The 21,554-nt window shown below is 63.6% G+C and carries 25 protein-coding genes; 12 read left to right on the forward strand and 13 right to left on the reverse strand.

Features of this window, described 5'->3' with window-relative positions; translation table 11 throughout:
• Positions 1-253 precede the first annotated feature (253 nt).
• The 9 genes from IWY39_RS10240 to IWY39_RS10280 form a co-directional block, all read right to left on the reverse strand.
• On the reverse strand, positions 254-889 hold the full coding sequence (locus tag IWY39_RS10240) for a LolA family protein (protein WP_019054603.1): 636 nt from the start codon (positions 887-889) through the stop codon (positions 254-256).
• Between the two features lie 101 nt (positions 890-990).
• Positions 991-3,309 carry an FtsK/SpoIIIE family DNA translocase gene (locus tag IWY39_RS10245; protein WP_107124927.1) on the reverse strand — a complete coding sequence of 773 codons (2,319 nt, stop codon included), beginning with the start codon at positions 3,307-3,309 and terminating at the stop codon, positions 991-993.
• A 250-nt stretch (positions 3,310-3,559) separates the two neighbouring features.
• Complete coding sequence (locus IWY39_RS10250; RefSeq protein ID WP_107124928.1) at positions 3,560-4,054, reverse strand: GNAT family N-acetyltransferase; 495 nt, start codon at positions 4,052-4,054, stop codon at positions 3,560-3,562.
• A complete protein-coding gene (locus IWY39_RS10255) occupies positions 4,055-4,954 on the reverse strand; it encodes a DMT family transporter (protein WP_107124929.1) in 900 nt (299 codons plus the stop codon). It lies immediately after the preceding gene.
• A gap of 20 nt (positions 4,955-4,974) precedes the next feature.
• Positions 4,975-6,135, reverse strand: coding sequence for a flavodoxin-dependent (E)-4-hydroxy-3-methylbut-2-enyl-diphosphate synthase (gene ispG, locus IWY39_RS10260; protein WP_017183155.1), 1,161 nt, complete (start codon positions 6,133-6,135; stop codon positions 4,975-4,977).
• Between the two features lie 120 nt (positions 6,136-6,255).
• A complete protein-coding gene (locus tag IWY39_RS10265) occupies positions 6,256-7,551 on the reverse strand; it encodes an OmpP1/FadL family transporter (protein ID WP_107125026.1) in 1,296 nt (431 codons plus the stop codon).
• 399 nt (positions 7,552-7,950) lie between these two features.
• Entirely contained in the window at positions 7,951-9,333 is a 1,383-nt protein-coding gene (gene pgmG, locus IWY39_RS10270; RefSeq protein ID WP_107124930.1) for a phosphoglucomutase/phosphomannomutase PgmG, read from the reverse strand.
• Positions 9,330-9,755 (reverse strand): J domain-containing protein, encoded by a 426-nt coding sequence (locus IWY39_RS10275; RefSeq protein WP_107124931.1) that lies wholly within the window; start codon positions 9,753-9,755, stop codon positions 9,330-9,332. The genes pgmG and IWY39_RS10275 overlap by 4 nt, the downstream gene beginning before the upstream one ends.
• Entirely contained in the window at positions 9,755-10,561 is an 807-nt protein-coding gene (locus IWY39_RS10280; protein WP_017183159.1) for a division plane positioning ATPase MipZ, read from the reverse strand. Before IWY39_RS10280 ends, IWY39_RS10275 begins: the two co-directional genes overlap by 1 nt.
• Before the next feature lie 109 nt (positions 10,562-10,670).
• Between IWY39_RS10280 and panC the strand changes: the two genes are divergently transcribed.
• Positions 10,671-11,516, forward strand: coding sequence for a pantoate--beta-alanine ligase (gene panC, locus IWY39_RS10285; RefSeq protein ID WP_107124932.1), 846 nt, complete (start codon positions 10,671-10,673; stop codon positions 11,514-11,516).
• Positions 11,517-11,673: 157 nt separating this feature from the next.
• Here the strand turns inward: panC and IWY39_RS10290 are convergent, their stop codons facing one another.
• From IWY39_RS10290 to hemE, 3 genes are read right to left on the reverse strand one after another with little or no spacing between them, the layout of a single operon-like run.
• A complete protein-coding gene (locus IWY39_RS10290) occupies positions 11,674-12,114 on the reverse strand; it encodes a CopD family protein (protein WP_107124933.1) in 441 nt (146 codons plus the stop codon).
• The gene (locus tag IWY39_RS10295; protein ID WP_107124934.1) at positions 12,114-12,440 is read right to left on the reverse strand and encodes a helix-turn-helix transcriptional regulator; all 327 of its coding nucleotides are present in this window, start codon (positions 12,438-12,440) and stop codon (positions 12,114-12,116) included. Before IWY39_RS10295 ends, IWY39_RS10290 begins: the two co-directional genes overlap by 1 nt.
• Positions 12,441-13,484 carry a uroporphyrinogen decarboxylase gene (hemE, locus tag IWY39_RS10300; protein WP_107124935.1) on the reverse strand — a complete coding sequence of 348 codons (1,044 nt, stop codon included), beginning with the start codon at positions 13,482-13,484 and terminating at the stop codon, positions 12,441-12,443.
• Between the two features lie 289 nt (positions 13,485-13,773).
• On the opposite strand from hemE, the gene IWY39_RS10305 reads away from it, so the two are divergent.
• The 11 genes from IWY39_RS10305 (at position 13,774) to IWY39_RS10355 (ending at position 20,888) form a co-directional block, all read left to right on the forward strand.
• Complete coding sequence (locus IWY39_RS10305; protein ID WP_017183163.1) at positions 13,774-14,601, forward strand: pyruvate, water dikinase regulatory protein; 828 nt, start codon at positions 13,774-13,776, stop codon at positions 14,599-14,601.
• Positions 14,598-15,191, forward strand: a complete 594-nt coding sequence (locus IWY39_RS10310) for a Maf family protein (RefSeq protein ID WP_017183164.1) — start codon at positions 14,598-14,600, stop codon at positions 15,189-15,191. Before IWY39_RS10305 ends, IWY39_RS10310 begins: the two co-directional genes overlap by 4 nt.
• Positions 15,188-16,012: a shikimate dehydrogenase gene (gene aroE, locus IWY39_RS10315; RefSeq protein ID WP_107124936.1), complete on the forward strand. Its 825-nt coding sequence runs from the start codon at positions 15,188-15,190 to the stop codon at positions 16,010-16,012. The genes IWY39_RS10310 and aroE overlap by 4 nt, the downstream gene beginning before the upstream one ends.
• A gap of 11 nt (positions 16,013-16,023) precedes the next feature.
• Positions 16,024-16,617 (forward strand): dephospho-CoA kinase, encoded by a 594-nt coding sequence (gene coaE, locus IWY39_RS10320; protein WP_107124937.1) that lies wholly within the window; start codon positions 16,024-16,026, stop codon positions 16,615-16,617.
• 32 nt (positions 16,618-16,649) lie between these two features.
• The gene (gene dnaQ / locus IWY39_RS10325; protein WP_107124938.1) at positions 16,650-17,351 is read left to right on the forward strand and encodes a DNA polymerase III subunit epsilon; all 702 of its coding nucleotides are present in this window, start codon (positions 16,650-16,652) and stop codon (positions 17,349-17,351) included.
• 75 nt (positions 17,352-17,426) lie between these two features.
• Positions 17,427-18,032 (forward strand): ribosome hibernation-promoting factor, HPF/YfiA family, encoded by a 606-nt coding sequence (gene hpf / locus IWY39_RS10330; protein WP_017183168.1) that lies wholly within the window; start codon positions 17,427-17,429, stop codon positions 18,030-18,032.
• A 130-nt stretch (positions 18,033-18,162) separates the two neighbouring features.
• Positions 18,163-18,630, forward strand: coding sequence for a PTS sugar transporter subunit IIA (locus IWY39_RS10335; protein ID WP_017183169.1), 468 nt, complete (start codon positions 18,163-18,165; stop codon positions 18,628-18,630).
• Positions 18,617-19,087: a PaaI family thioesterase gene (locus IWY39_RS10340; protein ID WP_261375994.1), complete on the forward strand. Its 471-nt coding sequence runs from the start codon at positions 18,617-18,619 to the stop codon at positions 19,085-19,087. Before IWY39_RS10335 ends, IWY39_RS10340 begins: the two co-directional genes overlap by 14 nt.
• Entirely contained in the window at positions 19,077-19,430 is a 354-nt protein-coding gene (locus IWY39_RS10345) for a DUF1491 family protein (protein ID WP_107124940.1), read from the forward strand. Before IWY39_RS10340 ends, IWY39_RS10345 begins: the two co-directional genes overlap by 11 nt.
• Before the next feature lie 177 nt (positions 19,431-19,607).
• On the forward strand, positions 19,608-20,282 hold the full coding sequence (locus IWY39_RS10350; RefSeq protein ID WP_107124941.1) for a cell wall hydrolase: 675 nt from the start codon (positions 19,608-19,610) through the stop codon (positions 20,280-20,282).
• Between the two features lie 111 nt (positions 20,283-20,393).
• Positions 20,394-20,888, forward strand: a complete 495-nt coding sequence (locus IWY39_RS10355) for an MmcB family DNA repair protein (RefSeq protein WP_026002392.1) — start codon at positions 20,394-20,396, stop codon at positions 20,886-20,888.
• A gap of 13 nt (positions 20,889-20,901) precedes the next feature.
• Here IWY39_RS10355 and IWY39_RS10360 read toward each other — a convergent pair whose 3' ends face one another.
• Complete coding sequence (locus IWY39_RS10360) at positions 20,902-21,528, reverse strand: ankyrin repeat domain-containing protein (RefSeq protein ID WP_229380651.1); 627 nt, start codon at positions 21,526-21,528, stop codon at positions 20,902-20,904.
• Positions 21,529-21,554 lie beyond the last annotated feature (26 nt).

Here is a 21,554-nt window from a genome sequence, read left to right on the forward strand (position 1 = left end):
CCGCGGCTTGCAAGATCGCTGCTCGGCCATGGGGCTGCATGGATCGCGGACAAAGTAAGACCCCCGCTCCGGGGGCATGGAACGGGGGTCTCGATCGCGCCCTTGAAGCGCTATGCGACGGGAGGAGTGTGCCGGGTAACAGGGGGGAAATCCCGGTTGGCCTCTCGCCGTGGAGTTCTAGATAGCGCTCCGGATATGAGCGGCAGATGAACGGAAAGCCAAGTTTTTCCGTCCATCGTGCAGGGCGCTCGTTTCAGCCGCCTGCGGAGCGGCCTTTTGGCCGGGGATCGGTCCAGCGGAAAGCGGAATCGGCGACCGGCACGCCATAGCGCTGGTTGGAAAGTCGGATGGCGGTGCGGTTATTCTGCGAATCGAGCGCAACCCAGCCATAAAGTTGCAGGCCAGCCGGGCTGGCCGCGTCTCGCCGGAAAATCATGGTGATCGTGCCATATTCGGGCCGCTTGGGATCGCGCGCCTCCACGCTCAGGATCGACGGGTCGCCGGTCGGCACGACCTTGCCATATTTGGACAGATCCTTGTTCGGATCGAGCAGCGCGCCCAGCGGAGAGTTGCCGATCGGCCAGCGCTGCACCTGCCGCACTTCATAATCGATCATGGTCAGCGCCTTGCCATCGCCAACGATCAGCAGCGGCACGCCCTTCTGATATTGAAAACGGATCTTTCCCGGTTGCTTGAGCGTCAGCTGGCCGGTCAGCGTCTGGCCATTGCGATCGGTCTGGCTGAAATCGGCAGTCATGCTGGTGACCGCGCGGATATAGGCGTTGACCCGGCTCAATTCGGACTGGTCCTGCTGCGCAAGCAGCGGCGCAGCGAGCGGGACGGCAAGCAGGACAGGCGCGGCGGCCAGCGCGAGACTGATGCGCTTCATGGAATATTCTCCGGTTGTTACGGATGCCGTGTAGAACGAAGCGATTGAACGACCTGTGAACTCCCCCGTTCCCTGCCGTTCAGCCAGGCGGTCCGGTCAGGCTATAGCGGATTGCCATTTTCATCGCGCAGAACTTCGCGGCGGCCGACATGGTTGGGGGGGCCGACCAGTCCTTCTTCCTCCATCTTCTCGATCAGGCGCGCGGCGCTGTTATAGCCGACGCGGAGCTGGCGTTGCAGCCAGCTGGTCGAGGCTTTCTGGTTTTCGAACACCAGCTGGCACGCCTTGCGGAAGAGTTGCGCGTCGGGGCTGTCGTCGCCCAGGTCCACGCCATCGAGTGCGAAGCTGCCTTCTTCCGGTTCCTCGGTAACGGCCTGGATGTAGTCGGGCTGGCCCTGCGCGCGCCAGTGATCGGCGACGACGCGGACTTCATCGTCGGACACGAACGGGCCGTGGACACGCATCAACCCCTTGCCGCCGTGCATGTAGAGCATGTCGCCCTTGCCCAGCAATTGTTCGGCGCCCTGTTCGCCCAGAATCGTGCGGCTGTCGATCTTCGACGTTACAAAGAAGCTGATCCGGGTCGGCAGGTTGGCCTTGATGACGCCGGTAATGACGTCGACCGAAGGGCGCTGGGTCGCAAGGATCAGGTGGATACCGGCCGCGCGGGCTTTCTGCGCCAGACGCTGGATCAGGAATTCGACTTCCTTGCCCGCAGTCATCATGAGGTCGGCCAGTTCGTCCACCACGACCACGATCTGGGGCAATGGCTGGAAATCGAGCTGTTCTTCCTCATAGATCGGCTTGCCCGTTTCGGGGTCATAGCCAGTCTGGACCCGTCGGCCGAGCGGCTTGCCCTTGGCCTTCGCCGCCCGGACCTTTTCATTGTAATTGGCCAGGTTGCGGACGGAGATGGACGCCATCATGCGATAGCGGTCCTCCATCTGCTCGACCGCCCATTTGAGCGCGCGGATCGCCTTTTGCGGTTCCGTCACGACCGGGGAGAGGAGATGCGGAATATCGTCATAGGTCGACAGTTCCAGCATCTTGGGGTCGATCATGATCAGGCGCAGCTGATCCGGAGTCATGCGGTAAAGCAGGGACAGGATCATGGCGTTGAGGCCGACCGACTTGCCCGACCCGGTGGTGCCCGCAATCAGCAAATGGGGCATGGGAGCAAGGTCGGCGATGATCGGTTCGCCGGAAATATTCTTGCCCAATATGATCGGCAGCGTGCCTTCGCCGCCAAATTGTTCGCTGGTGATCAGTTCGCGGAAGGATACGCCTTCGCGATGGGCGTTGGGCAGTTCGATGCCGATGACGGTGCGGCCCGGAATCGTCGCGACGCGGGCAGAGAGCGCCGACATATTGCGGGCGATGTCGTCGGCCAGCGCGATCACCCGGCTGGCCTTGATACCGGGGGCTGGTTCCAGTTCATACATGGTGACGACGGGGCCGGGTCGAACCTCGACGATATTGCCCTTCACATGGAAGTCGTCGAGCACGGATTCGAGCAACCGGGCATTGCGTTCCAGCGCCGCCTTGTCGATCTTGCCGCCCTGGCTGACCGGAACCGGGTTGAGCAGGTCGGGCGACGGCAGCGAACTGTGGCCGAACAGGTCGTCCTGGCTGACCGGGGCCATGGGCCGCTGGGCCGGTGCGGGCTTGGGCGTCTGGATGGTGATGGGCGGCTTGGGTTCGTTCGACACGGTCTTGCGCGGAGCGATGACCCGTTCGCCGATCACTTCGTCCTCATCGTCATCCTCAGCGCTGCTGCCGGCAAGGCCGAGGCTGGGCCTGGGCAGGCTGAGTCTGGGCAGGCTCGGGCGACGGAGCGCAAGGATCGGCTTTTCCAGCGCCAGGCTGCGATAGCAGGCGAACAGGCCGCCGATCATGGCGAGGATGACGATAGCGCCGATGATCCACGGCTGCGCCACCGGCACCTGCGTGGTCAGGCTGATGATCCCCTTGGCCGTGACGAGCGCGATCACGCCGCCCCAGCCAGCGGGCAGGCCAACCAGCGGATTGCTCTGAAACAGGGCCAGCGCGATTCCGATCAGGATGATGCCAAACAGGCACTGGCCAAACTGGCCCTTCCACGCGCTCATATCCTGATCGCCCCACAGGCGGCGCGCGGTGATCGCCATCAGCGGCAGGATCAGCGCGATGGGCACGCCCAGCAGCCAGAGCAGGAAATCCGCGGTCCAGGCACCGGGCGCCTGCATGACATTGGCGACATGATCGCCCGCCACGGTGTTCATCGACGGGTCGCTGGGCGTATAGCTGAGCAGTGCCAGCGCCAGGAACAGGGTCGCCAGCATCAGCGCGATCGCCCCGATCAGCGCACCGCTGCGAAGCAGGCTGCGCTTGAGCATTTCGCGCCATTCGGGCGTGCGCTTCACTGTGCGGCTGACAGCCATCTTAACCCCATGTCCCCCAAATGTTCCGTTTGCGCACATTGCGCCGAGCGGGGAGTCGGCGTCAAGGGTGCGCGCCCACGGCTCGTCCCGCCCGATCCGTAACATTCCGTATGGCGAACGGGGTTCGCGGCAGGGCAGGAACAGGCCCGAAAGGAATGTGCCATGATCGCCGAATATTTCCCCACCGTGGTTGCCCTGTCGCTGGGCGCCTTTGCCGCCATGCTGATTTTCGTCAGCGTCGAGGACGCGATCAAACGCTGATCGCTGCCGTGGCGGCAAGCGCGCGCAGGGCTTCCCCATCGAGCCGCTGGACCGTCCATTCATCCATCGGCTGCGCGCCGATCGCGCGGTAAACCGCGATGGCTGGCGCGTTCCAGTCCAGCACTGACCATTCCAGCCGGGCGCAGTCGCGTTCCAGCGCGATCTGCGCCAGCCGCGCGAGCAACGCCCTGCCCGCGCCGACGCCGCGCGATTCCGGCTGGACAAACAAATCCTCCAGATAAAGTCCCGGTCGCCCTTCAAAGGTCGAGAAATTGTGGAAGAAAAGCGCGAAGCCGATGGCTGCGCCGCCCGATTCCGCCATCAGCACTTCGGCCATGGGACGCGGGCCGAACAGATAATGCGCCAGCGTCTCCGGGTCCGCCTTCACCGCATGGGACAGCTTTTCATAGTCCGCCAGGGCGCGGATGAAGCCGATGATCATGTCGATGTCGTCCGGCATGGCGGGGCGGATGGTCAGGGTCATTCAGGCAGTTCCCGGTTCGACATGGGCGATGGCGGCCCGCTTGCCGCGCGCGGTGATCAGGCAGGCGGCGATGATAAGGGCCGCGCCCGCCACTGTGGTCAGGGTCAACCGCTCGCCAAAGGCCAGCCAGCCGACGACGGCTGCCCAGAGAAAGGCGCTATATTCGACCGGGATTAGCCGCTGCGCCTCCGCGCGCGCATAGGCCCAGGCCAGTGCGGCGAGCGAGGTGAAGGCAAGACCCGCCGCCAGCAGGATCAGCGGTATGGCTGACGGAACTGGCAGTCGCGCGTAAAAAGGCGCGCCGATGGCGAACACGCCCAGCATGACAAGATGCTGGAAGAAGGCGACCTCGATCGGCGAGGCGCGCTGCGCCTGCTGGCGTTGCAGGATGAGGTTCCAGGCGAAGAGCACCGCCGACGCCAGCACCGCCAGCGCGCCAAGCAGGGCGTCGCGATCATAGCTGCCCTGCAAACGCCCCGACAGGATCACCCCGACCCCCAAAAGCCCCAGCAGCGACGCGAAGATCGCCTGTCGCCCGATGGTTTCGCCCAGCAGCAGGGCAGCGAGATACAACGCGATCAGCGGCGCGATGAAGGATAGAGCGATCGCTTCGGCCAGCGGCATCCGCATGAGCGCCCAGAAGAACAAGCCGGCCATCAGCGCCACGACCGATCCGCGCAGCAGGTGCAGGCGCAATACCATGGCGTCGGGCCAGCGCTGGCGGGTCATCAGCATCAGGCCAAGCCCCAGCAGCGTCCCGGTCAGCGCCCGCCAGAACAGGGCGTTGTAGAGGCCGATGGCGAGGCTGAGGCCCTTCATCGCCGCATCCATCACGGAAAACAGCGCGACGCCCATGCAGCAGACGGCAAAGGGAATGAGAAATACGCGCGATGACGACATGGCGGCTGCGATGCCCTGCGCTATTCCGCCGCCTCCGCCTTGCCCGCATCGGTCATGTCGGATTCGGCGCTGGCCGCCTCGATCTCGGCGGCCTTGGTCTCGACCAGCCGGACGATGTGGTCGATCATATTTTCGTCCTGGATCGTGTGGTCGGTGACGCCCGACAGATAGACCATATGCTTGCCATTGCCGCCGCCGGTGAGGCCAATGTCGGTCTCGCGGGCTTCGCCGGGACCGTTGACGACACAGCCCAGGACCGAAAGCGAGAGCGGCGTGTGAATATGCTGGAGCCGTTCCTCAAGCGCCTGGACCGTGCGGATGACGTCGAATCCCTGTCGCGCGCAGGAGGGGCAGGAGATCACCTTGACCCCACGGGTGCGGATGCCGAGCGATTTGAGAATCTCATAGCCGACCCGCACTTCCTCTTCCGGTTCGGCGGACAGCGAGACGCGGATCGTGTCGCCGACCCCGGCCCAGAGCAGGTTGCCGATGCCGATCGCGCTCTTGACCGTACCGCCGATCAGCCCGCCGGCTTCGGTGATGCCAAGGTGCAGCGGACAATCGACCGCATCGGCCAGTTGCATATAGGCAGCGACCGCCAGGAACACGTCGCTGGCCTTCACCGCGACCTTATATTCATGAAAATCCTGGTCCTGCAACAGCTTGATATGGTCGAGCGCGCTTTCGACCAGCGCTTCGGGGCAGGGTTCGCCATATTTTTCGAGGAGGTCGCGCTCCAGGCTTCCTGCGTTGACGCCGATGCGAATAGCGCAATTATTCGCCTTTGCCGCGTCCACCACTTCCTTGACCCGCGCGGACGAACCGATGTTGCCGGGGTTGATGCGCAGGCAGGCCGCGCCCGCATCGGCGGCTTCAAGCGCGCGCTTATAGTGGAAATGAATGTCGGCCACGATCGGCACGCGCGCGGCGCGGACGATCTGCTTGAGCGCTGCGGTCGATTCCTCATCGGGGCAGGACACGCGGATGATGTCGACGCCCGCCTCCTCGCAACGGCGGATCTGGTCGATCGTGCCCTTGATGTCATGGGTCAGCGTGTTGGTCATGGTCTGGACCGTGACCGGCGCGCCGCCACCGACGGGCACATTGCCGACCATGATCTGGCGGCTGTTGCGCCGCGCAATGTCGCGCCAGGGGCGCAGGCCGGGATTATGGTCGGACATCTGTAAGCGGCTCCATCAATATGGAGCCGCTATAGGGATGTTTGGTGACGGTTAAAACCGTTGCTGTTTTTTGTTTCAGCCAAGCCGAAACGCGCAGCCCTGACCCGCTGGTGCGGCCCGTTAAAAACGGACCGTCAGGGACGCGGCCAACTGGTCCGCATTGCCGCTGGCGCTCGACAGGGTCGTGGTCGTCACCGTGGCGGGTGCGGGATAATAATGATCCGGGCGAATGATATTCGCCTTTTCCACGAAGGTATGCGCGTAGCTCAGGTTCAGCGCCATTGCGGACGACATGTTCCAGGTCGCGCCACCGCTCAGCCAGACGCGGTCGCCATCGGGAACGCGGGTGGTGAGAAATTGCGGATTGGTCGGCGTGCGGTCGAACATTGTCCCCGCACGCAGGGTCAGGCGGTCGCTGACATCATATTCGCCGCCAGCGCTGACACTGTAGCTGTCATGATAATGCATTTCCTTGACCGAAGCGCCGGTGGCGGTGTTGATGGTGATCGCCCGGAACACCGACCAGTTATACCAGCGCGCGGTCAGCATCGCCCGCAATTTCGGGGTCAGCCGGTGCATCATGCTGACGGTCACGATGTCGGGCAGTTCCAGCGGGGCATTGGCGTCAAACGTGCCGTTGGCGGCGGCAAGCGGCCCCACCAGTCCCGAAATCGTCTGGTCGCCCTTCAGATTGTGGGTCATGCGCGAACGATAATGGACGCCGAAATTGGTATCGCCGGTCGTGTAGAACAGGCCCGCATTCCAGCCGACCGACAGGTCGTCCCCCTCGACCGAGGCATGGCCGTCGGCGAGCAGCGGGGACAGCTGGGGCAGCGCGTTGGTGAGCTTCACCTTGACATATTGCACGTCGACGCCGCCGCCGATGGAGAGGTTGTCGGTCAGCTTATAGGCGGCAGAGGGCTGTATATTATAGGTTTTCAGGTCGGTGTGCAGGGAATCATACCGGCCAAAATAGCTTTCGTCATAATCCAGCTTCAGACCGAAGGGGGCGTTGACGCCCAGGCCAAGCCAGAGCCGGTCGCTGACCTGTGCGGTGGCATAGAAGCTGGGAATGGGAATGACTTTGGCAAACGGGTTGCCGCCATCATTGCCGGTGACCGGCACCGATACAGGCAGGCCCGGCACGGAACGGCTCGACCCGCGATTGCTCTGCTGGGCGGTCGCCGACAGGATGACGCCGCCTACCGACGTCTGGATGCCCGGCAATTGAGTCATGGCCGATGGGTTGAAATAGATGGTCGATGGATCATCGCCCGCCGCCGCACCGCCCGACAGGGCACGCCCGGTTTCCTTGGGCGATTGTTCCTGAAGATAGAAGCCGCCCGCCAGCGCCGGGACCGGGGCTGCCAGCATGCCTGACAGGAGGAAGGGAAGAAGGCGACGGCTAAACGACATGGGCGATCCTCTTTTGACTATCATGCCGACGCCGTCACGCTGATGCGCGCACAGGTCGACTTTGCGCAGCGCGGATAGCAGCATCATGGTTAATTTCCAGTATCAGGCCTGACCGATTCATCGCATTTACAGGTGGTTGCGTGGGTCGGGGGCGGCCGGACGCTACGGCAGGCCCGCGCGGCGACTGGACAAAAAAAAGCCGCCCCGAAGGACGGCTGTATAAGTTTTAGGAGAGGATGCCTGAAAGGCGAGTTTCTTTTGCGGCGCAGCGACGATTGTTGCAAATGCGAAATATGATGGAGTGATTGCATAAAATGCAACGATGACTGCGTTGTCAGCTTTCCGTAAGGGAAAGGCGCAGGATGAGATGATAGCGATATCGAATTTTTCGGTGTCGGCTCATGCCCCCAAGCCGACGTAAGGTCGGCTGATCCCCGATTCGTGCAACTGGGCGTCGATCTGGGCGACAAGCCGCGCCAGCCCCGCCTGATCATGCGATTCGGCACGGGCGACCAATGCCGCCTGCGTATTGGAGGCGCGGAGCAACCACCAGCCGTCGGCCGTGCGGACGCGGGCACCGTCAATGGCGTTCACGTCGGCGCCCGCCCCGCGCAGCCGGGCCAGTATCTCGTCGATCACGGCGAATTTGCGATCCTCCGCCACGGGAAAGCGCAGCTCCGGCGTATTGGCAAGATCGGGCATCGCGCCGCGCAGGTCAGTGATGCTGCGACCGGGGCGAGCGGCACGGATCAGGCGGACAGCGGCATAGAGACCGTCGTCATAGCCATAATAATCGTCGGCGAAGAAGAGATGCCCGGTCATCTCGCCGCCCAGCGGGCTGCCAATCTGCTTCATTCTGGACTTGATATGGCTGTGGCCGGTTTTCCACATATCGGGGCGACCGCCCAGCGCGGCGATGCCGTCGAACAGCGACTGACTCGCCTTCACATCAGCGACAATCGCGGCACCGGGCCGCTTTTCCAGCACCGCCGGAACGAACAGGCCCAATAGCTGATCGCCCGCAATCACCCTGCCCTGCCCGTCTATCACGCCAAGCCGGTCGCCATCGCCATCGAAAGCCACGCCGAAATCGAGTTGCTTGGCAAGGACAAGGGCGCGCAGGTCGGCCAGATTCCGTTCCTCGGAAGGATCGGGATGATGGTTGGGAAAATGGCCGTCTATGTGGGTGAAGAGCAGATGATGCTCACCGGGCAGGCGCTGCACCAGCTGCTCGACCACCTGCCCGGCCGCGCCATTGCCCGCGTCCCAGCCGATGCGCCAGCCGCAGCCGTCAAATCCATCGACCAGCCGATCGACATAGCGGTCGATGATCGACGCGCTCCGGCTCTGGCCAAAGCCCTCGTCCCAGTCGCCCGCTGCCGCCATGACGCCCAGTTGCCGAATGGCCTCGCCGAAAAAGGGCGCATGGCCCTGCACCAGCTTGAAGCCATTTTGATCGCCGGGATTATGGCTGCCGGTTATCTGAATGGCGCCATCCACCTGGCCGACCATTTCGGCATAATAGAGCATCGGGGTCGGTCCCACCCCGATGCGCAGCACGTCGATGCCGCTGGCGCACAGCCCATCGACCAGCGCCTCTTCCAGCATGGGTGAACTCAGCCGCCCGTCATAGCCCAGGGCGACGCGCGATCCCCCTGCCCGCGCGATGACCGTGCCAAAGCTGCGCCCCAGCGCCCAGGCGTCGGCAGCGTCCAGCGTTTCGCCCACCGTGCCGCGCATATCATAGTCGCGCAGCAGCGTCGGATCGAACCGGTGGGTCAACGCTCCGCCTGATGACGCAGCAACAGGTCGCGGGCAGCGTTGATCTGGGCCGCCAATGCCTCCGTCCCGCCCTTGTCGGGATGGACCGAGGCGATCAGGCGGCGATGGGCGGCGCGGATCATGTCCGCATCGGCATCGGGCGCGACGCCCAGCAGGGCGCGGGCCTGGGCAATATCCTGCGGCGGCAGAGGCTTGGGCGTGGCGCTCCTGCCCTTGCGGCGCAGCTTGCCCTGCCCTGCGAAAAACAGCGCCGCGCCGATCAGCATGGGCGCGCCGATCACCGGCTTGCCCTTTGCCGACAGCACGGCACCCACCAGCGCCGCCCCTAGCGCCATCCCGTCCTTTGCGCTCATGCGTTGCAGCCTTCCTGTCCAGATCAGCCAGCCCGCAAGGCCCGCCAGCAACAGCGCAAGCCAGCCCATCAGGCCGCGCCGATCAAGTCCATGGAGCCGACGCCGCTGCGTTCGGGAAGCGCCAGGCCCGCTACCATTTCGCGCAACTCCTGCCGCGCGGCGATGTGGCTGACGCCCAGTTCGCCCAGATGCCCCTTGTCCAGCAAGGTCAGGCCGGACGGGAACAGTTCGCGGAAGATCACGCGTTCCGACAGGCCCGGAATGACGCGGAAACCGACGCGGCGGGACAATTCCATCAGCGCGTCGCCGACCCGCTTCTTGTTGCGGGCATCCTGATGCTGGACGCGGTTGCGCAGCACGACCCAGTCGATCGACACGCCATCGGCCTTGGCCCTGGTCTTGCGCGCTTCAAAGATGAGTTCGGAATAGAAGGACAGGCGCTTGACCTTGAAACTTTCCGCATCGACCTGCCCGATCAGGTCGAAATCGACGAAACTGTCGTTCATCGGCGTGACCAGCGTGTTGGCGCGGGCGGCCATGTGGCGGGCAAACAGATCGTCGCGGCCAGGCGTGTCGACGATCAGGAAATCTGCGTCCTGCGACACGGCGGCGGCTTCGGATTCCAGCGCGTCGATACTGTCGCCCTTCAACACCGTAAAGCTGGGCGCGACCAGTTCGATGCCGCGACGGCGCGCGGTTTCGGCGCGGTTTTCCAGATAGCGGGTGACGGTGCGCTGGCGCGGATCGAGGTCGATCATGCTGACGCGATGGCCCAGCGCCGTCAGCGCGATCGCGGTGTGGACGGCCGTGGTCGATTTGCCGGTTCCGCCCTTTTCATTGGCGAACACGATGAGATGTGGCTGCGAATTGGCCATTGGACCCCTGATAACCCCGTTATTGTCGCAATGATTCTTGACCGTCCAGCGACTGCGCGCCTAGCAGGACGTCCTTGTCACCCCTGCCCTTATCGGAGCCGTTCCTCCCGTGCAAACTCTGTCTGACCTGCCAGCGCTGCGCGCTGCCATCGCCGCGCTGAAAAGCGACGGAAAGCCGCTGGCGCTGGTGCCGACCATGGGCGCATTGCATGACGGGCATATGGCATTGGTCGAGGAAGCGCGGCGGCACGGGCGGCATGTCGTCGTGTCGATCTTCGTCAATCCCAAGCAGTTCGGCCCGAACGAGGATCTGGCCGCCTATCCGCGACGCGAGGCGAAGGACGCGCAGATGCTGTCCGCCGCCGGGGTGGACATTTTATGGGCGCCAACGGTCGACGTCATGTATCCGGCAGGCTTTGCCACCAATATCAGCGTCAGCGGCGTCAGCGAAGGATTGGACGGCGCGGCGCGGCCGGGTCATTTCGATGGCGTGGCGACGGTGGTGACCAAATTGTTCAATCAGGTCCGGCCCGACGTCGCGATATTCGGCGAGAAGGATTATCAGCAACTGGCGGTCATCCGGCAGATGGTGGCCGATCTGGATCTGGGCATAGAGATTATCGGGCTGCCAACCCAGCGGGCGCAGGACGGCCTGGCCCTGTCATCGCGCAACGCCTATCTGAACGATGAGGAACGCAAGGCGGCGCTGGCCTTGCCACGGGCGCTGGGCGAGGCGAAGCGGCAGATGGAAAAGGGCGGATCGGTCGAGGAGGCTCTGACGCGAGCCGGCGCGACGCTGATCGCCCAGGGCTTTGATCCGGTCGACTATGTGATGTTGTGCGATGCGGTGACGCTGGAGCCGATGCATGTGCTGGACCGCCCGGCCCGGCTGCTGGGCGCCGCCAAGCTGGGCAGGACGCGGCTCATCGACAATATCGCGGTAGATACAGCCTAGATACTATCTCAACCGGATCAAAGTGAAGTCATTCCGCTTAACTTCGCACTTTTCCCGGTGAATCGGACATTTTATTGCGCCGGGCTGATCCTATCGGAAAATGACCAGGGGATAATAGCAGCACAGACCGGTGTAGGACAGACGACCCCTCCCCTACTCAAAAAGGCTTGACGATCACGGCGATGACGATGACCGCGGCGGCGATGCCGGGGACTTCGTTGAACAGGCGCAGCTGGCGGTCGGTCAGGGTGCGCTGTCCCCTGGCCAGTTTTTTGGCATAGCCAGCGATCCAGCCATGATAGGCCGACAGGCCCAGCACGAAGAGCAGTTTGAGGTGGAACCAGCCAAAGCTCCACGCGCCAATCTCCACCATCAGCATCAGCCCGAAAATCCAGGTCAGCACCAGCGAGGGGTTGAGGATGATCTTGAGCAGCCGCTTTTCCCGATCGATCCATTTGCGATCCTCGTCCGATCCCGGCGCGCTTTCCTGATGATAGACGAAAAAGCGCGGCATCATGAACAATCCCGCCATCAGGAAGATGACGAAAATCACATGGGCAGCCTTCACCCAGAGATAAGCGGCACCAAGATAAGCCATCAGTCACTTACTCCTTTGCCAATCAACGCTTCAACTACGCGCAAAATCTGCGCCTGCTGATCCGCACTGGCACTTCGATATAAATCATTCAGACGGCGGGCGTCACCGCGCAAGCGATCGGGATTATCCTCATCCGATAACAAGTCTGCGGGAGCAACATTGAACACTCGCCCTAAAATCCGCATCCATTTGTCACTGAAACGCAGCTTTCCTCGTTCCAAGTCATTGATCGTAGGAATCGAACAGCCAGCCTCTAGTGCCACATCCTCCAGAGTCATACCGCGTGCATTACGTAACTCTGTGATCCGATTGGGAGCTTTTGTCATTTACCGCCGGACATAGGCGATCAGCGCCTCGACATGCGCGATCGGCGTGTCGGGGAGGATGCCATGGCCCAGATTCATGATGTGCGGCCGGTCGGCGAAGGCCGCGCGGATATTGTCCACCGCCTGTTCGACGGCCTGCCCGCCCGCGATCAGCGCCAGCGGATCGAGATTGCCCTGCACGGCCAGCCCCTTGGGCAGGACGCGGTTGGCCCAGTGGGGATCGACCGTTTCATCCACGCCGATCGCATCGACCCCGGTGCCAGCGGCATAATCGGCGAGCTTCGCGCCTGCGCCCTTGGGGAAGCCGATGATCGGGATAGCAGGATGCAGCGCCTTCAACTTGCGCACGATCGCGGCATTGGGCTGGATCACCCAGCGGTCGAACTGAAGCGGGGCCAGGCTGCCGGCCCAGCTGTCGAACAATTGCACCGCTTCGACCCCGGCATCGATCTGGCCCGACAGATAGGTGACCGTCGCATCGACAATGGCATCGATCAGCGCGCCAAAGCGGACAGGATCGCCATAGGCGAGGCGACGGGCCGCGCCCTGATCCTTGCTGCCCTGCCCTGCGACCATATAAGTGGCGATGGTCCAGGGGCTGCCTGCAAAGCCCAGGAAGGTGACGGAAGGGTCAAGCGCTGCCTTGACCTGCCGGACCGTCTCATAGACCGCGTCGAAGCGGCTGAAATCGGGTTTGAGGGCGGCAAGGTCGGTCTCGGCCAGGATGGGCGCGAGGCGCGGGCCTTCGCCAGCCTCGAACCACAGATCCTGTCCCATGGCGTAGGGGACGATCAGAATATCGGAAAAGAGGATCGCCCCGTCAAAGCCGAACCGGCGCAGGGGTTGCAGCGTCACCTCGGCAGCGGCGGCGCTGTCATAGACGAGTTCGAGGAATCCGCCCTTGTCAGCCCTAAGCGCGCGATATTCGGGCAGGTAGCGCCCGGCTTGGCGCATGAGCCACATGGGCGGCACGGCCGGACGGTCGCCAGAGAGGACGCCAAGCAGAGGCTTGGTAGCAAGGACCGGCGGCGCGTCGAGGCTCATCTATTCTCTCTTAATATAGGATTCAGAAGGATGATGGAGATAGTAGGGACGTTGGCAGCGGGGTTTATGCGCTGTGCCCGGATTTGCCAACAGCTTGACTCCCCTGCCTGACGCTTTGCCGTCCGAGTCAGCCACTCTATCCCCGTTATCCACAGCCTGTGGATGAAATTATCGGTCTGTTGGGGGTCTGTGGATAAGATTCCGGGCTTCGTGGACGGAGCGAAAGGCGGGATTTTGTCCCCAACTCCTCCCTTGCTTTATCCACAGCCTGCCCACACAGATATGGGCCATGTCGCGCATCCATCTGCACCTTCTGTCGGACTCCACCGGTGAAACGCTGGAGAATATAGCCAAGGCCGCGATCGGCCTGTTCGAAAATGTGGAAGCGATCCGGCATTTCTGGCCGATGGTGCGTTCCGAAGTCCATCTCGACCGGATCATGCAGGAAATCGCGGCCAATCCGGGGCTGGTGCTGTTCACGCTGACCAACCATATGTTGCGGCGGCGGCTGGAAACGCGCTGCCGGGCGCTGGGCCTGCCCCATGTCGCCGCATTGGACAGCGTGGCGGACGCGCTGTCCAACATATTGGGGCAGGAAACGCGGACCCGGCCGGGGCGCAAACATATATTGGACGAAGCCTATTTCGCCCGGATCGAGGCGATCCAGTTCACCATCGCCCATGATGATGGCGTGGGCCATGAAAATTGGGAGGAGGCCGACATCGTGCTGGCGGGCGTGTCGCGCGCGTCCAAGACGCCGACGTCGATCTATCTTGCCAATCGCGGTTACAAGACCGCCAACATCCCGCTGGTGCCGGAATCCCCGCCGCCCAAAAGCCTCTATAGCCTGAAGCATCCGATGATCGTTGGCTTGACGGTCAGCCCGGATCGGCTGATCCAGATACGGCGTAATCGCTTGCTCTCGCTCAATCAGGCGCCGGAAACCGCCTATGTCGACAATGAGAAGGTGCAGGAGGAGCTGGCCTTTGCCCGGCGGATGTTCGCCGACAATGGCTGGCCGGTGATCGACATGACGCGCCGGTCGATTGAGGAAGCGGCCGCGGCGATCATCAACCTGTTCAACGACCATGTTCTGGATGAAGGGGCGGCATCATGATCGTGCTGGCGTCGCAAAGCGCAAGTCGCCGGGCGCTGCTGGAGGCGGCGAAGATAGAGTTTGAAGCGCTTTCGCCCGGCGTTGACGAGGAGGCAGCCAAGGAGGCGTTGCGCGCCGACGGGCTGGACGCGCGGGCGCTGGCCGATGCGCTGGCGGAGTTGAAGGCGCTCAAGGTTTCGCGCCGGGTGCCGGGCGGGCTGGTGCTGGGATGCGACCAGACGCTGAGCCTGGACGACGGATCGATGATCGACAAGGCGGTCGACCGGGCGGACGCGGCGCGGATATTGCGCCTGCTGTCGGGGCGGGTGCATCATCTGCACAGCGCAGCGGTGATCGTGCTGAATGGCGAACCGATCTGGCGGCATGTCGAGCGGGTGCGGATGACGGTGCGGCCATTGTCCGACGCCTTCATTGACGCCTATCTGGAGAGCGATTGGGAGGAATGCCGCTGGTGCGTGGGCTGTTACCGGATCGAGGGGCCGGGGGCGCAGCTGTTCAGCAAGGTGGAGGGCAGCCAGTTTGCGATTCAGGGCTTGCCGTTGCTGCCCCTGCTTGACTTTCTGCGCGTGCGCGGCGTTCTGGCGGCATGACCGACACGCTCCCCTATGCCGAAGTGATTGGCGACCCGATCACGCACAGCAAATCGCCGCTGATCCATAATTTCTGGCTGAAGGCGCTGGATATAGAGGCGGAGTATCGCAAGACGCATGTGACGCCCGACGGGCTGGCCGCCTATTTCCTGCAACGGCGCGCCGATCCCGACTGGCTGGGTTGCAATGTCACCCTTCCGCACAAGATTGCGGTGATGGACTATACCGACGATCCGGGCGGGGTGCGCGCGCGGATCGGGGCGATGAATACGATCGCCAGCGAAACCGGCGGGCCGCTGATCGGCACCAATACCGATGCGGGCGGCTTCCTCCAGCCCCTGCTGCGCGACAAATGGAAAGGGCAGAGCGCCGTGCTGATCGGCGCGGGCGGCGCGGCGCGGGCGATCCTGTTTGCGCTGTCGAGCCTGGGCGTGGCCGACCTGACCGTCATGGTGCGCGATGTCGCCAAGGGGCAGGCCTTGTTCGACCGGGCGGGGCTGAAAGGTCGTGTCATCGGCATGACAGATCCGCTGCCCGCCTGCGACCTGCTGGTCAACAGCACGTCGCTGGGGATGGTCGGCCAGCCGGTGCTGGACCTGGACCTTAGCCCCCTGCCCGCCAGCGCGACCGTTTACGACATTGTCTATGCGCCGCTCGAAACGGACTTGCTGAAGGCGGCGCGGGCGCGGGGTCTCAAGACGCTCGACGGGCTGGAAATGCTGATCGGGCAGGCGGCGCTGGCCTTTGACATCTTCTTCGATGCGCAGGCGCCGCGCGAGCTGGACGAGCAATTGCGCGCGTTGCTGCTGGCGGCGGACTGACGGATAGCGTCATGAAGATTTACGGACTGACCGGATCGATCGGCATGGGCAAGTCCGCAGTCGCAGCGATGTTCCGGCGGGAGGGCGTGCCCCTGTTCGATGCCGATGCGGAAGTCCATCGGCTGCAAGGGCCGGGCGGCGCGCTGATTCCCGCGATCGAGGCGCGCTTTCCCGGTACGACCGGACCCGATGGCGTGGACCGGGCGAAACTGGGCGCGGCGGTCTTTGGCCATCCCCATGAACTCAGGGCGCTGGAAGCGATCGTCCATCCGGCGGTGCAGGCGGCGCGGCGCAGGTTCCTGCAACGGCACCGTTCGCGCCGTTTCGTGATTCTCGATGTACCTCTGCTGTTCGAGACCCATGGGCACAAGCGGCTGGCCGGTGTCATCGTCGTCACCGCGCCGGCGTGGAAACAGCGCAAGCGGGTGCTGGCGCGGCCGGGCATGACGCCCGCCAAATTCCGCCGGATCGTCCATCTCCAGACCCCCGACGCGGAAAAAAGGCGGCGGGCCGATCATATCATCCACACCGGCACGACCTTTACCCAGACTCGCGCGCAGGTGCGGCGTCTGGTCGCTTGCCTTGGGGCAAAGATAGGCCGATAAGGGTTTGCCCAAGAGTCGATATGAAGAGGGCGATGCGCGAGATTATTTTCGATACCGAAACGACCGGATTCGATCCGGCCTCCGGCGACCGACTGGTCGAGATCGGCTGCATCGAACTGATCAATCGCGTGCCAAGCGGGCGGACCTTCCATGCCTATTACAACCCGCAGCGCGACATGCCTGCGGCGGCCGAGGCGGTGCATGGCCTGTCGTCGATTTTCCTGAAGGACAAGCCGCTGTTCGCCAGCGGCGTGGACGAACTGCTCGCCTTTCTGGAGGATAGCCCGCTGGTCGCGCATAATGCGCGCTTCGATTTCGGCTTCCTGAACCATGAATTGCGGCTGTGCGGGCGGCCCGACGTGTCGATGACGCGGATGATCGACACGGTGGCGATCGCCCGCACGCTGCATCCGGGCGTCAAGCACAGCCTGGACGCGCTCTGCACCCGCTACGGCATCGATCGCAGCCATCGCATCAAGCATGGCGCGCTGCTGGACGCCGAATTGCTGGCGCAGCTTTACATCGAACTGACCGGCGGCCGTCAGATCGGCCTGGGTCTTGCACAGGAGGAGGAAAAAGCAGCCATCGACGGGGAACTTGGCGCTGGCGCCATGGTTCGCCCTGTTCGTCCCGCGCGCGTTTTTGCAGCGAGCGCGGCGGAGCTGGAACGGCATGGCAGGTTCATCGCGACCCTGGAAAAGCCGATCTGGCTGGAGGAGGCGCAGGCGGGCTGACACAAAAGCCCGTGCCCGTGCCTCCAGTTTATCCGGGCCGCTTCCTGCGACCCGGCAAGAATAAGGAGAAGGCATATGGATATTCGTGTTTCCGGGCATCAGGTCGACACGGGCGATGCGCTCAAGCAGCATGTCGCAGACCGCATGGAGGCGATGGCCGAGAAATATTTTTCCCGCACGATTTCGGCCCATGTGACCTTTCGACCCGCGCCGCACGGCGCCTTCCACTGCGACATCATCTGTCATGTGATGACCGGCCTGATCCTGAAGGGAGCAGGCGAGGCGCAGGAGGCGCATCCGTCCTTTGACCAGGCGGCGGACCGGATCGAAAAGCAGCTGCGCCGCTATATGCGCCGCCTGAAGGACCGGCACAGCCAGGCCAGTGCGGCCGAAGCGCAGCGGGTCAGCAGCTTGAGCGTCGATGATATTGACGGGGCGGGCTACACCATCTTCGCCTCGCCCGCGGACGAGCAGGAGGAGGTCGAGGATTCCCCGCTGATCGTTGCGGAAACGCGCGTCGATATTCCCGAAGCCAGCGTGTCCGACGCGGTGATGATGCTGGACCTGCGCAACACCAATGCGCTGCTGTTCGTCAATGCCGGCACCGCGGCCTACAACATGGTCTATCGTCGCCATGACGGAACCATCGGTTGGGTCGAACCGCGCATGACGGCGCGCTGAACCAGCCAGTCGCCATGGGCCGCCTGTTGACCTGATGGTGCAGGCGGCTTATGGGGCCGGGCTTTCTATTCCCCGATCACCGCGCATCTAGACCCCAGGCTGAGCGCGGCTCGGCTGGTTCGGACAGACCATGGTTGATTTCCACGACATCGTTTCAGCGGACGCGCTCGCCACCGGCCTGACGGTAAACGGCAAGAAGCAGTTGTTCCAGAAGATCGCGACGCTCGCGGCGTGCGCCTATGGGCTGGACGCCGACGAGGTTGGCGACGCGCTGTTCGAGCGGGAACGGCTGGGTTCGACCGGATTTGGCGGCGGTGTCGCCATTCCCCATGCCAAGATTGCCGGGCTGGACCGAATGTGCGGGCTGGTCGTGCTGCTCGATCCGCCAGTGCCGTTCGATGCGGTCGACGATGCGCCGGTCGACATCGTCTTTGCGCTGCTGTCGCCGGTCGATAGCGGAGCAGAACATCTCAAGACGCTGGCGCGGGTGTCGCGCTATCTGCGTGACGATAATCAGGTCGCGCGGTTGCGCGGGGCCAAGTCGGACGCGGCGCTGCACGCGCTGCTGGCCGGTGGCGGGGCGCGTGACGCTGCCTGAGGCAGACACGCCCGCAAGCGGGGAGACCGCGCATTTCCGTGCGCTGGAAAATCTCTATCGCTCCGCGCCGATCAACCGGCTGTTCCGGTCGGATATCGCGATTCAGGAACCGGGGCGTTGCATCATCGATTTCGATGTAGATGAAAGCCAGTTTCATGCCGCCGGGGCGGTCCACGGCACTGTCTATTTCAAGATGCTGGACGACGCGGCCTTTTACGCGGCCAACAGCCTGGTCAGTGACCGATTCCTGCTGACCACCGCGTTCAACCTGCTGTTCACCAGGCCGATCGCACCCGGTCGAATTCGGGCCGAGGGACGCTGGATCAGTGGCAAGCGCCGCGTCTATGTGGCCGAGGCCAGCCTGATCGATTCCGATGGCGAGGAGGTCGGGCGCGGCACCGGCACCTTCATGCGGTCGCAATTCCCGCTGTCATCGCTGCCGGGATATGGTGGCTGAGTCGCAGGACAGCGCGCGGCTGACCAGCGCGATCCTGGTCAATGCGCTGGTGCGGCGCACCAATGCGGCTGGCGGCTTTGCCACGATCATCGTCAAGGGCGACGAAACGAGCGGCGTCATATTGGTGCAAGCCCTTGAAAAGGGGAAAGAAACTGGTTGGTTCGAGCGTGTATCGAACTTTGCCGGCGGCTATTCGTTAATGCGCTGTGGGCCGTCCCCGGAGGATGGCCCGGAGGCGCTCGCGACCTATGTGGCGCGTCGGCGCAGGTCGGACCCCGACCTGTGGATAATCGAACTCGATATCCCGGAAGCAGAACGGTTCGCCGCTGAAACGATCTGCTGATCGTTGACATAGTGCAATGGTCCGTGCAGAGGCCCCGCCAACGCTGAACGCGCAGGTTGCTGCATTCGTCCAAGGGGGGCGGATTTGGTAAACACGCAGACGGGGGGCGGCCAGACGTCAAGGAATATGGGTATAAGACGACGTCCAAGGCCAAGAACCGCACGTTTTTGAGTCATAATGAGTTTTCGATTGAGGGCCGCGATCATCGTGGCATTTGCGCTGTCCGCTACAGCGGCGGTGACCGCTTCCGACATGTCGATCGCCGGTGAGTCGATCCATTCGGTAGCCTCCCTGTCCAGCGACGACGCGCTGACGACAGCGCCTGCGGTGGCCCCGAAGCCCGCAACAATCACTTTTGCCGCGCCGCGCGAAATCGTGCAGCCGCTGGCTTCGGCCTCCAAGGCCGATCTGACCTATTCCACCGAATCCGACATGCAGGCGAGCAGCCTGGCCGCGCTGGTCGACGCCCATGGCGACGCCGAAGCCGTGGACGGCGACATGAAATGCCTGGCCGGAGCGGTCTATTTCGAATCCAAGGGCGAAAGCCTGGAAGGCCAGCTGGCCGTGGCACGGGTGATCATCAACCGCGCCAAATCGGGCCGCTTTGCCGACAGCCTGTGCGGCGTCGTCTATCAGCCGAGCCAGTTCAGCTTCGTGCGCGGGCACGGGATGCCGCCGATCCGCATGGAAAGCAATGCCTGGCGTCAGGCCGTCGCCATCGCCCAGATCGCCATGGACGACAGCTGGAACAGCCGGGCCGAAGGCGCCCTGTTCTTCCACGCCCGCCGCGTTTCGCCGGGCTGGGGCAAGGCCAAGCTGGCGATGATCGACAATCATATCTTCTATCGTTGAAGAACGGCGCGCGATTGGCGCGTTTCCTTTGGGGTGGATCATGAAAAGGCCGGTTTGGGTTTTACCGAATCGGCCTTTTCTTTTGTTCCTGACTTGTTCTAAAGTCGCGTCATGAGTAGCGCCCCGATCGAAAGCTGTTCCCCCCTGACCGACGGCACCGCGCTGGCGGTGGCGCGGGGGACGTTGCGGCTGTTTTTCCGCCACGACATGAGCGGCATAATGGAAGTGCCGCTGCCCAATGGGCGGCGCGCCGACATCATGGCGATCGACGGGGCCGGGCGGCTGACGATCGTGGAGATCAAGTGCAGCCGGGCGGATTTGCTGGGCGACATGAAATGGCCCGATTATTTCGACTATTGCGACCGCTATTATTGGGCAGTGCCGATGGGGTTCGACCTGTCGCTGTTCGACAGTGAATCGCTGTGGCCCGCGCGCACCGGCCTGATCGTCGCGGATCAATATGACGCCGAACTGGTCCGCCCCGCGCCGATCGAGCCATTGGCCGCGGCCCGGCGCAAGGCGGAGACATTACGCTTCGCCCGGCGGGCGGCGCGGCGGCTGACGGCGATCAACGATCCCGATCATGCAGCCGAGATCGGCTGGTAGGTCGGGCTTTAGCTCAGAATACCGGACCCTGCACCGGGCCTTTGGGCGTGGTGCTGGTCTTGGCGGCGGCGAGCGCTTCGGCAAGGCCGGGCGTGCGGTTGTCGCGGTTGGCATAGTCCCGGGCGGACATGCCGGCGATGGAATCGCGCTTGTCGGGATCGGCCCCCTGCGCCACGAGCAGCCGGACCAGCCCCAGATCGCGCAGTTGCACCGCGCGGATCAGCGGGGTTTCGCCGCTGCCATTGGTCTTGTCCACCTGCGCGCCGCGCGCGATCAGCGTGCGCGCGCCCTCTTCGAACCGGCCCTGGACCGCCTTCATCAGCGGGGTGTTGCCTTCATTGTCGGTCAGATTGGGGTTCGCCCCCTTGGCGAGCATGAAGGCGAGCCAGGTGGCGTCGCGCCGTGCGATGATGATGTGCAGCGCGGTCTCGCCCGATGTGACGTCACGGCTGTTGACCACGGTGGAGCCGGGCTTTTGCAGCAGGTCGGTGACCTTCTGCCCGTCGGCATCCTTTACAGCCTTCAGGAAATTATAATTGTCGGAAAATTGCGCCTGCGCGGCGACCGGGGACAGCAGCGCCAGCGTCAATGCGGCGGCGCGCCCCAGACCCATCCATGCGCTCAACCCGGTCTTGCTCATCATCTGCCCCGTATCATTTGCAAATC

It is taken from the genome of Sphingobium sp. JAI105 (assembly GCF_015752145.1).
Classification (GTDB): Bacteria; Pseudomonadota; Alphaproteobacteria; order Sphingomonadales; family Sphingomonadaceae; genus Sphingobium; species Sphingobium xenophagum.